The organism is Streptomyces sp. NPDC090127, from assembly GCF_044746945.1.
In the GTDB taxonomy this organism is placed as follows: domain Bacteria; phylum Actinomycetota; class Actinomycetes; order Streptomycetales; family Streptomycetaceae; genus Streptomyces.
This window is the reverse complement of sequence record NZ_JBIVDE010000002.1, coordinates 89,053-102,403: the sequence shown is the minus strand read 5'-3', so window position 1 is coordinate 102,403 and position 13,351 is coordinate 89,053. Positions and strand designations below refer to the sequence as shown.

Here is a 13,351-nt window from a genome sequence, read left to right as displayed (position 1 = left end):
TCCCGACTCCGTTTCCCGATGCTCCTCGACCACCATTGGCCGGTCAACCACCGACCGACCAATCGAACAAAAGTGAACATCGCCGCTCTCTCGATCCCGCCGGATCCTGCCGACCGACCGGCCTGTCCTATCGTGATCGATCGAACACACCGGTCCGGCGGACGGAGAACCACACGTGACGTCCACGCTGCGCCAGGAAGCGATCCTGCGCGAGGTGCGCAGGAACGGCTCCGTCAAGGTCACGGACATCGCCGTCCACCTCGGGGTGTCGACGATGACGGTGCGCCGGGACATCGCCGCTCTCGCGGACCGGGGAGCCGTCACCCGTGTCCACGGCGGCGCGATGCTGCCCCGCAGCCGGCCCGAACGCAGGACCGAGGCCCTCGCCACCCACGACCGCGGGCGCGTCCTCTCGATCGGCATGGCCGTACCCAGCAGGGGCCCCTACTACCGCGACGTGATCGACGGAGCGCAGGCCGCCGCCCAGGCCGTGGGGGCCCGGCTCACCCTCGGCGTCTCCGCCTACGGCGATGACGTCCCGCAGGTCGCGAGCATGCTCGACAGCAAAGTCGACGGCCTGCTCCTGACGCCGTCGGCGGAGTCGCTGCGGTCCGCCGCGGGAGCCGCGTGGATCCGTGAACTGCCCGTACCCGTCGTCATCGTGGAACGGCGTCCGGACCCGGCCGCCGGACTCGACCACCTGGACCGCGTCGCCTCGGACCACCTGCGCGGCACGATGCAGGCGCTGCGTCATCTGACCGACCTCGGCCACCTCCACGTCGGCCTGCTCACCTGCCCCACCCCCACGGCGCCGTGGCTCGCCCAGGGGTTCGACCTCGCCGAAGGGGTACTCCCGCTCACCTCCGCCGCACCCCGGGTCACCGACCACCGCTACGGCGACGTGGAGGCCGTCGACGCCTTTCTGGACCGGATGGCCGAGGTGGGAGCCACCGCCGCGGTCGCCCACCCCGACGAACAGGCCGCGCTCCTCGTGGAACGCGCCCGCAGGCGCGGCTGGGTGGTGCCCGACGACATGGCCGTGGTGGCCTACGACGACGAACTGGCGGCGCTGGCCGAGATCCCGTTGAGCGCCGTGGCCCCGGCCCGACACGCCCTGGGCCGGACAGCGGTGAGCCGACTCGTGCGGCGTCTACGGGAGGGCGGCAACCACGTGGTCCAGGAGAGCCTGCTCCTGCCTCGCCTCATCGTCCGCGCCTCGACGGCCGGATAGCGCTGCCTGGACACTCCGCGTACGGGGCGTGGCCCGTTCACAGGGTCCCGCGCGGCCTCCCCTTCCTTCCGTCAATGCTCCATCCAGGAGTCGCATGGGACATCGTGGAAGGTTCTACGCGCGTCAGAATTGGTTTTTCCATAGGGGAAAACACCAGTCCTAACCGGCTTAGTTGGAGCAACGGCCACAACCTGTGAGTAGGGGGCGAAATACGTCCCGTGCCAGGAGAGAATTCCGGACGCACTGTCCAGAAAAAATCAAGGATCGATACCGTGCGAGCAAGACTCTTCGGCGCGACCGCCTCCGTGGCCGCACTCGGACTCCTGGGCTCCCTCGTCAGCGCCTGCGGCTCGTCCGCGAGCGGCGACGGGACGACGCTGCGCCTGGTGGCCCCCGAGTACGGCAACAGCCCGGCGACCAGCTCCCAGGCGTACTGGGACAAACTGACCACCGCCTTCACCACCGCCCACCCCGGCACGAAGATCGAGGTCACGCTCTACCCGTGGGCCGACATCGACCGCGAGGTCACCCGCATGGTCGAGGAGGGCGACGCCCCCGACGTGGCCCTGATGGGCGCGTACTCCGACTTCGCCGCGGAGGGCCGCCTCTACGCCGCGAGTGACCTGCTGTCGATCAAGGCGGAGGCGAACTTCCTGCCGCCGCTCGCGGAGGCCGGTTCGGTCGGCAACACCCTCTACGGCCTGCCCTTCGTCGCCAGCAGCCGGCTGCTCTTCTACAACAAGACCCTGTTCGACGAGGCCGGGGCCACGCCGCCGAAAACCTGGTCGGACCTGGAGGGCGCGGCCAAGGAGCTGAAGAAGGAGGGCGTGCTCTACCCGTACGCCCTCCCCCTAGGCCCCGAGGAGGCGCACGCAGAAGCGTTGATCTGGGAACTGAGCAACGGCGGGGGATACGCCAGCAACACCGGGGGCTACAGCATCGCCTCCGATCAGAACACGCAGACGTTCCGCTGGATCAAGGACCACCTTGTCGCGCCCGGTCTGACAGGCCCGGTCCCGCCGGCCCAGCTCAACCGCCAGGACGCCTTCGACGCCTTCCTGCGCGGCGAGGTCGGCATGCTCAACGGCTACCCCTCGCTCCTCCACGAGGCGCGGGCGAAGGGCATGCAGGTCGGCACCCTGAGCATGCCGGTGTCGGACACGATGAAGGACGGGCGGACGCTGCCGTCGGCGGGCGTGGCCGACTGGATGATGGCCTTCAAGCGCGACGACAACCGTGAACTGGCGGGCTCCTTCCTGGAGTTCGTCTACGAGGACAAGAACCTCACCGAGTTCGCCGGGCGCTACCACCTGCTGCCCTCGACGGTCTCCGCGAGCCTGGCCTCCGGGGACGCGGCGGCGGACCCCAGCAGCGAACAGTTCCTTGCCGCCCTTCGGGGCGCCGAGCTGTACCCGGTCAACGAACCGTCCTGGCTGCAGGTCAGCGACACCATCAAGCGGAACATCGGCAAGGCCGTCGCCCCGTCCGCCGACCCGAAGGCCGTACTGGAGAGCATCGACCACCAGGTCCAGGAGATAACGGAGCAGTAGGGTGCACCGCCACGATGAGCACCACCCACACGGCCGAAGACATCGCCCTTGCCGACGAACGGGAGCGGAGCCTCTACGGCGCCGTCAAGGGCTTCCCTCTCGCGGCCCGCAGCGTCGTCGGCAGAGCCACCTGGCCACCGTCAGCTGAGGGCCTGCGCGTGGAGAGCCCGCGCCATGGGCGAGGACCCGTCGGTGACGAAGGAACGGATCTGCGCGAGGTAGGCGTCGCGGTCGATCCGGCCGTCACCGTCCTCGTCCAGCGCGTCGAAGGCCGCACGGGCGTTGTCGGCCGGGTTGCCCAGCGCGTGGCGCAGCCGTGTGAACTCCGCCCGGTCCAGGTGTCCGTCGCTGTCGGTGTCGGCCAGGTCGAACAGCGATCCGAGGGCCGGCCTGCACACCTCGTCGAAAGCTTCTCCGCCCGCCCACGCCTCGTACTCCGCGAAGGTCACCTGCCCGTCCCGGTTCGCGTCCATCGACGCGAACACCCGCTCGTGCGCGGTGCGCGCCAGGGCCAGGAGGGGGTCGTCGCCGGCGCGGCCCAGGGCCTCCGCCGCGCGTTCGGGCCGGGCGAGGTACTCCTGGCGGGAGATGACCCCGTCGCCGTCGACGTCCAGCATCGAGAAGATGTGCCGCTTGGCCGTGATGGTGTCCATCAGACCCTCATTCCTGCGCGAAGCCGAAGAAGCGGCGGCCGCCGCTCCCACGCTGGAAACGATCACTCCAGCACCAGGTCACTGCCCTTCCGCGGTGTCGATGCGACGGGCACGCCCACGCGTTCACTCGCCTCCGGCGCGGGACGGGGGCGGTGGCGGGCGGGGCGAGGAAGAGGCCGGGTCAGGTCCGGTCGCTCCGCGGGGCAGCCGCCTCCAGGTCGGCGACGGTCCCGGACATGATGGTCCGTACGTGCGCGGTGATGTGCTGCACGGGCCAGTCCCACCACGCGACGGCGAGGAGCCGGGCGACGTCCGCGGCGTCGTATCGGGTCCGGATGAGCCGGGCCGGGTTGCCGCCGACGATCCCGTAGTCGGGGACGTCGCCGGTGACCACGGCGCCGGCGGCGATGATCGCGCCGTGCCCGATGCGTACGCCGGGCATGATCGTGGCCCCGTGCCCGAACCAGACGTCGTTGCCGACGACCGTGTCCCCCCGCCCCGGCAGGCCCGTGATCAGGTCGAAGTGCTCGGCCCAGGAGCCGCCCATGGTGGGGAAGGGGAACGTGGACGGGCCGTCCATGCGGTGGTTGGCGCCGTTCATGAGGAACCGCGTGCCCGTGCCCAGGGCGCAGTACCTGCCGATGACGAGCCGCTCGGGCCCGTAGTGGTACAGGACGTTGCGCGTCTCGAACGCCGTCGGATCGTCCGGATCGTCGTAGTACGAGTAGTCACCGACCTCGATCAGCGGCGACTTCACCAGCGGCTTGAGCAGGACGACCCGCGGGTGCTCGGGCATCGGGTGGAGCACGGTGGGGTCGGCGGGGAGGGGTTGCATCGGGGAGGCGGTTCCTTCCGGGGGGTGGAGCACTAGTGCGACAGCTGTAGCTTTAAGAGGGTGTCACGTCCAGGCATCGTGCTCAACCGGATACCGGAGAGGGGATTCCCGATGACAGACCCGACGGCCACGACGCCGGACCGCCGTCCGGGCGGCCGCACCGCCCGCGTCCGCGCCCAGGTCCTCGACGCGGTGCGCGCCGAACTCACCGAAAGCGGCCACGAAGGTCTCACGATGGAGGGTGTCGCGACCCGCGCGGGAGTGCACCGCACCACCGTCTACCGGCGCTGGCGCGACGTCGGCGGACTGCTCGTCGACGTCATCGACGCCGCAGGCGAGGTCGACTGGCAGCCTCCGGACACCGGCTCCCTGCGCGGCGATCTGACGGCCCTCAACCAGGAGATCCAGGAATCCCTGGTCGTACAGCCGTCGTTCGCCCTCGCCCTGATGGCCGCCTCCTTCCACTCCGAGCAGGCCGCCCGGGCGCAGAGGAAGCTGTGGGCGGACCGGTACGCCCAGTGCGAGATCCTCGTCGACCGTGCCGGCGGGCGCGGCGAACTCCCCTCACGGGACACGGACGCGCGGGCCCTGCTGATCACCGCCACCGCGCCGCTCTACCACCAGCTCGTCCTCCTGCGCACCGACCCCGACCCGCGGCTCCCCGAACGGGCCGCGGCGGCCGCGGTGGTGGCGGCTGTCGCGGGGGCCTTCGCCGTCCGTCCGGAAGAGGGCGACTGAGCGAGCCCTCCCCGCCCTGTCGCTCTCGCGGGCGATCGGCCCCGGGTGTCGGCTGGACGGCTGTGGGTCTGATCGCTTCTGCGTGCGGGTACCCAGGGTTCCGGTTCCCCGAGGAGAGGGGGCCAGGGCCGGGCGTGGGCGGGGGCGGGGTCCGACGTGGGTGGCGGCCGGGTCCGCGCGGCGGTCGGTGGAACGATCCTTCAGCCGCCTTGCGAGTGACACCCGCCGGTTCCCGGCCTCGCATGCCTCGCTGTCGCGGTCCGCCTCACCAGCATGGTGTTCCGTGACTCCAACCCACCTGATCGGCGCCCTCAGCGCCCTCGCCCTCCTCGTCCCCACCACGGCGGCCGCGGCCACCGCGCCCCCGGCGCCCGCACCACCGGGCCGGCCCGTCGACTTCTTCGCCGCTCTCCCCAAGGGTGGTGACCTGCACAACCACCTGTCCGGCGCGGTCTCCACCGAGTTCCTGATCGAGCTCGCAGCCGACGACGGCCTGTGCGTCACCACCGACACCACCACCGCGGTCACTCCTCCGTGCGGCCCCGGCACCCGCCCTGCCGCCGACGCCCTCACCGACACGGCGTTCCGCCGGCAAGTGATCCGCGCCTGGTCGATGCAGGACTTCCCGGCCGACGGCAACGGCCACGACCACTTCTTCGCGACCTTCGGCAAGTTCGGTGAGGCCACCTGGCGCCACCCCGGCCGTATGCTCGCCGAGGTCGCCAACACCGCCGCCCGGCAGAACCAGTTCTACCTCGAGACCATGATCTCCCCGGCCTCCGGCCAGGCCCGCGACCTCGCCGACGAGGTCGGGTACGACGCCGACCTCGACCGCATGCACGACAAGCTTCTCGCCGACGGCGCCCTGGACACGGTCGTCCGCAAGGCCCGCGCCGACGCCGACGCCACCGACACCGAGTTCCGTACGGCCGCCCACTGCGACACCCCCCGGCCCGACGCGGCCTGCTCCCTGCCGTACCGGTGGATCTCGCAGGTCGGCCGCCTCGGCACCCCCGAGCGGGTCTTCACGCAGATGGCGCTGGGCATGCGGCTCGCCGAGCGCGACCCGCGCTTCGTCGCCGTCAACCTCGTCCAGCCCGAGGACGGCGAGGTCGCCCTGCGCGACTACCGCCTGCACATGCGGATGCTGAACTACCTCAAGACCCGGTACCCCAAGGCGCACATCACCCTGCACGCGGGCGAACTGGTGCCCGGTCTGGTCAAGCCGGAGGACCTCACCTTCCACATCAGGGAAGCCGCCCGGACCGGCCGCGCCGAGCGGATCGGGCATGGCGTGTCCGTCCTCCACGAGGACCGCTGGGAATCCCTCATGCGCGACATGGCCGACCGGCGCATCGCCGTCGAGGTCCCCTTCCACAGCAACGAGCAGATCCTCCGCGTCTCCGGAGACGCCCACCCCTTCGCCACCTACCGTCGCCACGGCGTACCCGTCGTCCTGGCCACCGACGACCCGGGCGTCTCCCGCATCGAGATCACCGACGAGTACCGCCGCGCCGGTGAGATGTACGGCCTGGGCTACCGCGAGCTGCGGGACCTGGCCCGGGCCTCCCTGGAACACTCCTTCCTGCCCGGCCGCGGCCTGTGGAGCCACGACGTACGGACCGGTTACCGGCCGGCCGGCCCCTGCGCCGGCGAACGCCAGGGCGACGGACGCCCGGGCGAGCGCTGCGCGGGCTTCCTGAACCGGAACCTGAAGGCACAGGTCCAGTGGCGCCAGGAGGCGGCGTTCCGTCGCTTCGAGGCCACCCACACCCACGCCACCCGCCCCGGCGCACGGCCCGGCACCCTCTGACCGCTCAGGGGCCGAGGGGGCCCGGCGAGCCGGGCGAGCCGGACGGGCCGAGGGGCCCGATGCGGTAGAGGATCTCCGGGGCGTGGGCGGCTCCGCCGAAGTGCTCGGGGCCCAGGAACGGTTCGCAGCGCACCGGGGCGCCTCGGCTGCGGGCGAAGGCCCGCACGTACCGGTCGGAGGCCGGGTTGTCGGCGGTGATACTGCACTCGACGTACCGATACCGGTCCGCGACGAGCAGGTCGAGCATGCGCCGGGCCAGGCCGACGCTCTGCCAGGCGGACGCGACCGCGGTCTGCCACACGAACAGGGTGTCCGGGCGGGCGGGACGTACGAACCCCGCGGTGTACGCGCACAGGTCGGCGCCGTCGCGGGCCACGGCCGAGGACGCGGCGAAGTCGCGGCACCACAGGAGGTAGAAGTAGGGGGTGTTGGCGTCGATGTGGGGGGAGCTGCGCGCCAGGCGCCACATCGGGTCTCCGTCGGTGAGCCGGGGCCGGTCGAAGCGGATGCCGCCGAGCTCGGGCGGGGTCGGGGCTCCTGAACCGGAGCGTTCGGGCGCGGGGATGGATTTCATGGCCGCCTCCTTCGCAAGGGGTGCGGTGGCGTGCCCGGAAGGCCGCGTTCGAGACTGCCTTCCGGGCCGCCTGGCCGGTCCGTGGGCTGGGCCGCCGAGGGGGGTCACCGAGTGTCGAGGGCGGAGCGCGCCAGGATGCGCAGGCCCTCGTCGAGGTCCTCGGACGTGGTGGTCAGGGGCGGCAGGAGCTTGACGACCTCGCCGTACGGCCCGGAGGTCTCCAGCAGCAGTCCGCGCTCGAACGCGCGCCTGCACGTCCTGGCGGCGTGCGCGGGCTCGGTGAACTCCACGCCCCACACCAGGCCGCGCCCGCGGTGGCCGGCGACGGCGTCGCCGAGTCGGCGGGCGAGAACGCACAACGCCTCCTCGACCTGCTCGCCACCGGCCAGCGTCTCCTTCTCGGTCTGCCGGTCCGCCCAGTAGGCGTCCAGGGCGGCGGTGGCCGTGACGAAGGCGGGGTTGTTGCCGCGGAAGGTGCCGTTGTGCTCACCGGGCTCCCACAGATCCAACTCGGGCCTGAACAGACAGAGGGCCATGGGAAGGCCGTACCCACTGATGGACTTCGACAGGGTCACGATGTCGGGGACGATGCCGGCTTCCTCGAAGGAGAAGAAGCCGCCGGTGCGTCCGCAGCCCATCTGGACGTCGTCGACGATCAGCAGCATGTCGTGGCGCACGCACAGCTCCGCGAGCGCGCGCAGCCACTCGGGGCGGGCGGTGTTGACGCCGCCCTCGCCCTGGACGGTCTCGACGATCACGGCCGCCGGGTGATCCAGGCCGGAGCCGGGGTCGCTCAGGAGCCGCTCGAACCACCGGTGCCCCGACGGCCCGGCGTCGAGGTAGCCCTCGTAGGGCATGACGGCGGCGTGGGCCAGGGGAAGGCCGGCGCCGCCGCGCTTACGGGCGTTGCCGGTGACGGCGAGCGCTCCGAGGGTCATGCCGTGGAAGGAGTGGGTGAAGGAGACGACCGTCGTCCGCCCCGTGGCCTTGCGGGCCAGTTTCAGCGCCGCTTCGACGGCGTTCGTGCCCGTCGGGCCCGGGAACATGACCTTGTACGACAGACCGCGGGGCGACAGGACCAGGTTCTGGAAGGTCTCCAGGAAGGCCCGTTTGGCGGTGGTGGCCATGTCCAGGCCGTGGGTGATCCCGTCGTCGTCGAGATAGCCGAGGAGCGCCCGCTTGAGCACGGGATTGTTGTGTCCGTAGTTGAGGGCTCCGGCTCCGGCGAAGAAGTCGAGGTAGGTGCGCCCTCCCTCGTCGGTCAGGCGGCTGCCCCGCGCGCGGTCGAAGACGGCGGGCCAGGCTCGGCAGTAGCTGCGGACCTCGGACTCGAGGGTGTCGAACACGCTCATCGCAACCTCTTCCTTCTCGTCGCCGCCCGGACGGGGCCCCCGTCGCCCCGACGCGCCACCGGAGCGATTCCTACCGTGCGGGGGCGGCGCGGGATGCCGTGCCGCGCACGGGTGTGAAGTCGCGTGCTGCGATGAACCCGGGCCTGCGTACGGGGGCGGCGAACGGGTCGCGCGGCGTGTTGTCCACGCTGTTGAAGACGATGAACACGTTGCTGCGCGGCCAGGGAGTGATGTTGTCGCCGGAGCCGTGCATGCAGTTGCTGTCGAACCAGGTCGCCGATCCCGCCGGGCCGGTGAACAGATGGATGCCGTGCCGTTCGGCGAGCCGGGCAAGGGCGTGGTCCGAGGGCGTGCCGGCCTCCTGCATGCGCAGGGAGGTCTTGTAGTTGTCCGCGGGGGTCGCACCCGCACAGCCCACGAACGTGAGGTGCGAGCCCGGCATGATCATGAGACTGCCGTTGGTGTCGCGGTTGTCGGTCAGGGCGATGGACACGGACACCGCCCGCATGCGGGGCAGACCGTCCTCGGCGTGCCAGGTCTCGAAGTCCGAGTGCCAGTAGAAGCCGCTGCCCCGGTAGCCGGGCTTGATGTTGATGCGGCTCTGGTGCACGTACACCTCGGAACCCAGCAGTGAGCGGGCGCGGTCGACCAGCCGTACGTCCTGGACGAGGCCGGCGAAGAGGTCGCTGATCTTGTGGATCTCGAAGATGGAGCGCACCTCGTCCGAAGCCGGTTCGATGACGGCGCGCTCGTCGTCGCGCAGCGCACGGTCGGCGGCCAGCCTGTCCATCTCGGTGCGGAAGGCGGTCACTTCGGCGGGGGTGAGGAGTTCCTCGACGGACCGGAAGCCGTGGCGTTCGTACGCCGCGAGCTCCTGCGCGCTCCACGGGCCTCCGCCCGCGGCGGCGTCCTGCGCCGAGGGCCACACCACCGGGTCGGTGCGGTCGATGACCCGCTCGGCGTTGCCGCGGGTGGGGTACCGGTCGGTGAGCGTGATCATGGTCAGCCCTCCTCGACGAGCAGCGGGTAGACGCCGTTCTCGTCGTGGTCCTCCCGGCCCACGACCGGCGGGTTGAAGACGCACAGGCACCGGAAGTCCGTCTTCGGCCGTACGGTGTGCCGCTCGTGGCCGTCGAGGAGGTACATGGTCCCGGGCGTGATCCAGTACCGCTCGCCCGTCTCGTCGTCGATGAGTTCCGCCTCGCCCTCCAGGCACACGACGGCCTCGATGTGGTGGGCGTACCACATGGAGGTCTCACTCCCCGCGAACATGACGGTCTCGTGCAGGGAGAACCCCACCCGCTCACGTGCGAGAACGATGCGCCTGCTGTGCCACGTGCCGGACGCCGACCGGACGTGACGGTCGGTGTCATCAAGATCGTTGAAGGATCGGACAATCACGGTGGTTCCCTTCCGTCGCCGGAGCGGTCCCGCTCACGATGGGGGCGTGCCATTCGCCGGATCACTCCACGGCGTGCACCCGAACCAGCCTGATTCCCCGCACTCTTGGCGGCCCGCTGGACTCGCCCGATCGGGTGAGTCGCGCGCCGCCCGGTGGCAGCTACGACGGGGGTGTGCTTCCTGAACGGCCGGGGCGCGGCAGGGCCGGGTCCTCGCGCACGCTCCGAGGCGCCGGAGCCGTACGGGAGGTCATAGAACTCCACCGGCCTGGTCGTGGAACCCCTCCGGCCAGTAGCGGTAGCCGTCGGGGCCGGCCGACGGACGGCGCGAGCGGGAGACTCCAGGGCCGGCCACTGACAACGAGAGTGGAGCCACCCGGGTGCGCGAGGTGCGATCGGGGGCGTCGGTCATTTCATCTGCCGTACATGGAACGGCGGTTCCGCCTCGCATACTGTCGTGGCCATGGCAGCAGGAATCCTCACTGCGCGCCGCCACGTCGACCACGGACGCACGGCGAGCGCCCTGTGTACGGTCGCCCCGGTGCGCTGAGCGCACCCTTCCCCCCGTTCGGTCGTCCCGGTGCGCCGAGCGCGCCCCTGCCCGTCCGGTGGCCCCTGGCAGGCTGAACGCGCCGCTCTCCAGCGGGATCTCCACCCGTGCCCCCACCCGTGCCCCCACCGGTCTCCTCACCCGACTCCCGCCGCTCTCCCCACGCCCCCATCGCAGCCCTCGGCCCCTAGCCGACCGTCTGCCGTGTCCCCGCACGTCGACGCACCCAGGAGGAACGGACCCATGCGCGAGAACCGACGACCCCCGGTGAGCCGTCGCGGCTTCCTCGGCGGAGCAGCCGCTGTGGCCGCCGCCACCGCCGTACCCGGCCTCGCACACGCTGCCACGGCCGGAGCCGGCGCTGCCGCCCGCCGCCCGAACATCCTGCTGATCGTCACCGACGACCAGCCCAAGCAGACCGAGTGGGCCCTGCCCAAGACCCTCGGCTGGCTCGCCGACCAGGGCGTGCGGTTCACCAACGGCCACGTCACCACCCCGCTCTGCTCGCCCTCGCGAGCCAGCGTGTTCTCCGGCCGGCACGCCCACAACCACGGTGTGCGCAACAACAAGGCCTCGTACTCGCTCGACCAGAGCACCACCGTGCAGAAGTACCTCAGGCAGGCCGGCTACCGCACCGGCCTGTTCGGCAAGTACCTCAACTCCTGGACCCTGGCGGAGAACCCGCCGCACTTCGAGGAGTTCGCCCTGCTCCAGCCGGGATTCGTCGACCGGCAGTGGAACGTCGACGGCACCGTCCGGACGATCAACGGCTACACCACCACCATCATCAAGAACCGCACGCTGAGCTTCCTCGACAAGGCCGCCACCGACCCCCGCCCGTGGTTCGCGTACGTCACTCCGTACGCCTCCCACGGCCCGCGCACCCCGGAGCCGAAGTACGCCGGAGTCCCCGTCCCCGAGTGGAACGGCCGGCCCTCCGTCCCCGAGGCCGACCGCAGCGACAAGCCGGCGTACATCAAGAACGCCACCGGCACGCTCGCCGACGGCCGGCGGATCCGCGCCGAGCAGCTGCGCACGCTGCTCTCCGTCGACGACGCGGTGCAGGCCTTCAAGGACAAGCTCCAGGCCCTCGGCCAACTGGAAGACACCCTGGTCATCTACGTCGGCGACAACGGCTTCGGCTGGGGCGACCACGGCTGGACCGCCAAGTCGGTGCCCTACCGGCAGGCCCACGAAGTGCCGTTCTACCTCTCCTGGCCGGCCGGCGGGCGGGGCGCGGGGACCGTGGACAACCGCATCGTCGCGAACATCGACATCGCGCCGACCATCCTCGACGCGGCGGGCATCACCCCGAGCGCCCCGCAGGACGGCACGTCCCTGCTCTCCTCGCACAGCCGCGACCACCTGCTGGTGGAGTGGTGGAAGCAGGGCGCCGGCACCGACGGAGCACCGACCTGGTCCTCGTACGTCGCCAAGGACAAGCAGTACACGGAGTACTACGACCTGACGACCGACGGCAACGGCACGGTGTCCGGCACCGGCCAGGTCACGTTCCGCGAGTACTACGACCTGGCGAACGACCCCCACCAGCTGACCAACAAGCTGTACCAGGCCACTCCCGCCCAGGAGCAGGCCCTCGGCATCCCCGCCCTCGCCGCCCGGCTCGCCGCCGACCGCGCGGCCTGACACCCCCTCCCCGCCACAGCCATGCCGGCCGGGTACCCGCGCCTCGACGCACCGGTGCCCGGCCGCCCCACGTCCCCACGGAGCCGCCATGTCCGGATGCTGCACCCCCGGCAACGCCCATGCCCACACGCCGACCCTCGCGCTGCTGCCGCCCGCGGCGCCGCCGTCCCGCGTGGCCCGGCAGCTGCTGGCCCTCCCCGGGGGCAGCTACCTCATGGGTACGGACGACCCGGAGGGCTTTCCCGCGGATGCCGAGGGCCCGGTCCGTGAGGTGACCGTGGCGCCCTTCCGTATCGCGGCGACGACCGTGACCAACGCGCAGTTCGCCACCTTCGTCAAGGCCACCGGCCACACCACCGAGGCCGAGCGCTTCGGCTTCTCCTTCGCCTTCGCGGCCTTCCTCAGCGACACGGTCGCCGACATCTCCCCGCCGGTGGAGGCGGTCCCCTGGTGGCGGGCGGTGGAGGGAGCCACCTGGCGTCACCCCGAGGGGCCCGGCTCACACGTCACCGACCGGCAGAACCACCCCGTCGTCCACGTGTCCTGGCACGACGCGCAGGCCTACTGCGCCTGGTCGGGCACCCGCCTGCCCACCGAGGCCGAGTGGGAGTACGCGGCACGCGGAGGTCTGGAGCAGCGCCGCTACCCGTGGGGTGACGAGCTGACGCCCGGCGGTCGCCACATGTGCAACATCTGGCAGGGCGAGTTCCCCACCCTCGACACCGCCGCCGACGGCCACGTGGGCACCGCCCCCGTGAAGTCCTACCGCCCCAACGGATTCGGGCTCCACAACGCTGTCGGCAACGTCTGGGAGTGGTGCGCGGACTGGTTCACCCCCGGTCAGGAGAGCTCCAGGGCGATGCGGGGCGGCTCGTACCTCTGCCACGACTCGTACTGCAACCGCTACCGGGTGGCCGCCCGGAGCTCGAACACGCCCGACAGTTCGACCGGCAACATCGGGTTCCGGGTGGCCGCCGACCCCGCGTAGCGTCGTCCGTCCGCTGCGGA

At 71.4% G+C, this 13,351-nt stretch carries 12 protein-coding genes; 6 read left to right on the top strand and 6 right to left on the bottom strand.

The features are described from left to right. The first annotated feature begins 175 nt into the window (after positions 1 to 175). Positions 176 to 1,231: a substrate-binding domain-containing protein gene (locus ACIPPS_RS06115; RefSeq protein ID WP_401427454.1), complete on the top strand. Its 1,056-nt coding sequence runs from the start codon at positions 176 to 178 to the stop codon at positions 1,229 to 1,231. A 272-nt stretch (positions 1,232 to 1,503) separates the two neighbouring features. Then, complete coding sequence (locus ACIPPS_RS06110) at positions 1,504 to 2,781, top strand: extracellular solute-binding protein (protein WP_401427452.1); 1,278 nt, start codon at positions 1,504 to 1,506, stop codon at positions 2,779 to 2,781. 140 nt (positions 2,782 to 2,921) lie between these two features. On the opposite strand, the gene ACIPPS_RS06105 is transcribed toward ACIPPS_RS06110, so the two are convergent. After that, positions 2,922 to 3,434, bottom strand: a complete 513-nt coding sequence (locus ACIPPS_RS06105; RefSeq protein WP_401427450.1) for an EF-hand domain-containing protein — start codon at positions 3,432 to 3,434, stop codon at positions 2,922 to 2,924. Positions 3,435 to 3,615: 181 nt separating this feature from the next. After that, positions 3,616 to 4,269: a CatB-related O-acetyltransferase gene (locus ACIPPS_RS06100; RefSeq protein ID WP_401427447.1), complete on the bottom strand. Its 654-nt coding sequence runs from the start codon at positions 4,267 to 4,269 to the stop codon at positions 3,616 to 3,618. A 111-nt stretch (positions 4,270 to 4,380) separates the two neighbouring features. Here ACIPPS_RS06100 and ACIPPS_RS06095 point away from each other — a divergent pair, with 111 nt between their 5' ends. Together ACIPPS_RS06095 and ACIPPS_RS06090 are read left to right on the top strand one after the other, a co-directional pair. Beyond that, entirely contained in the window at positions 4,381 to 5,007 is a 627-nt protein-coding gene (locus ACIPPS_RS06095) for a TetR/AcrR family transcriptional regulator (RefSeq protein ID WP_401427445.1), read from the top strand. Between the two features lie 283 nt (positions 5,008 to 5,290). Then, a complete protein-coding gene (locus tag ACIPPS_RS06090) occupies positions 5,291 to 6,820 on the top strand; it encodes an adenosine deaminase (protein ID WP_401427443.1) in 1,530 nt (509 codons plus the stop codon). 4 nt (positions 6,821 to 6,824) lie between these two features. Here ACIPPS_RS06090 and ectA read toward each other — a convergent pair whose 3' ends face one another. The 4 genes from ectA to ACIPPS_RS06070 all read right to left on the bottom strand — a co-directional run bounded on the left by ectA (position 6,825) and on the right by ACIPPS_RS06070 (position 10,147). Continuing rightward, positions 6,825 to 7,394, bottom strand: a complete 570-nt coding sequence (ectA, locus tag ACIPPS_RS06085; RefSeq protein ID WP_401427441.1) for a diaminobutyrate acetyltransferase — start codon at positions 7,392 to 7,394, stop codon at positions 6,825 to 6,827. Positions 7,395 to 7,498: 104 nt separating this feature from the next. Further along, on the bottom strand, positions 7,499 to 8,746 hold the full coding sequence (gene ectB, locus ACIPPS_RS06080; RefSeq protein WP_401427439.1) for a diaminobutyrate--2-oxoglutarate transaminase: 1,248 nt from the start codon (positions 8,744 to 8,746) through the stop codon (positions 7,499 to 7,501). A gap of 70 nt (positions 8,747 to 8,816) precedes the next feature. Continuing rightward, on the bottom strand, positions 8,817 to 9,746 hold the full coding sequence (gene thpD, locus ACIPPS_RS06075; RefSeq protein WP_401427437.1) for an ectoine hydroxylase: 930 nt from the start codon (positions 9,744 to 9,746) through the stop codon (positions 8,817 to 8,819). A gap of 2 nt (positions 9,747 to 9,748) precedes the next feature. After that, entirely contained in the window at positions 9,749 to 10,147 is a 399-nt protein-coding gene (locus ACIPPS_RS06070; protein WP_401427435.1) for an ectoine synthase, read from the bottom strand. 792 nt (positions 10,148 to 10,939) lie between these two features. On the opposite strand from ACIPPS_RS06070, the gene ACIPPS_RS06065 reads away from it, so the two are divergent. Together ACIPPS_RS06065 and ACIPPS_RS06060 are read left to right on the top strand one after the other, a co-directional pair. Further along, complete coding sequence (locus tag ACIPPS_RS06065; protein ID WP_401427433.1) at positions 10,940 to 12,343, top strand: sulfatase; 1,404 nt, start codon at positions 10,940 to 10,942, stop codon at positions 12,341 to 12,343. 88 nt (positions 12,344 to 12,431) lie between these two features. Continuing rightward, on the top strand, positions 12,432 to 13,331 hold the full coding sequence (locus ACIPPS_RS06060; protein ID WP_401427431.1) for a formylglycine-generating enzyme family protein: 900 nt from the start codon (positions 12,432 to 12,434) through the stop codon (positions 13,329 to 13,331). Positions 13,332 to 13,351 lie beyond the last annotated feature (20 nt).

Excerpts from the sequence above, each read along its gene's own strand:
- ACIPPS_RS06105 (WP_401427450.1), bottom strand. The coding sequence starts at position 3,434 with ATGGACACCATCACGGCCAAGCGGCACATCTTCTCGATGCTGGACGTC.
- ACIPPS_RS06100 (WP_401427447.1), bottom strand. The coding sequence starts at position 4,269 with ATGCAACCCCTCCCCGCCGACCCCACCGTGCTCCACCCGATGCCCGAG.
- ACIPPS_RS06095 (WP_401427445.1), top strand. The coding sequence starts at position 4,381 with ATGACAGACCCGACGGCCACGACGCCGGACCGCCGTCCGGGCGGCCGC.
- ectA (WP_401427441.1), bottom strand. The coding sequence starts at position 7,394 with ATGAAATCCATCCCCGCGCCCGAACGCTCCGGTTCAGGAGCCCCGACC.
- ectB (WP_401427439.1), bottom strand. The coding sequence starts at position 8,746 with ATGAGCGTGTTCGACACCCTCGAGTCCGAGGTCCGCAGCTACTGCCGA.
- thpD (WP_401427437.1), bottom strand. The coding sequence starts at position 9,746 with ATGATCACGCTCACCGACCGGTACCCCACCCGCGGCAACGCCGAGCGG.
- ACIPPS_RS06065 (WP_401427433.1), top strand. The coding sequence starts at position 10,940 with ATGCGCGAGAACCGACGACCCCCGGTGAGCCGTCGCGGCTTCCTCGGC.
- ACIPPS_RS06060 (WP_401427431.1), top strand. The coding sequence starts at position 12,432 with ATGTCCGGATGCTGCACCCCCGGCAACGCCCATGCCCACACGCCGACC.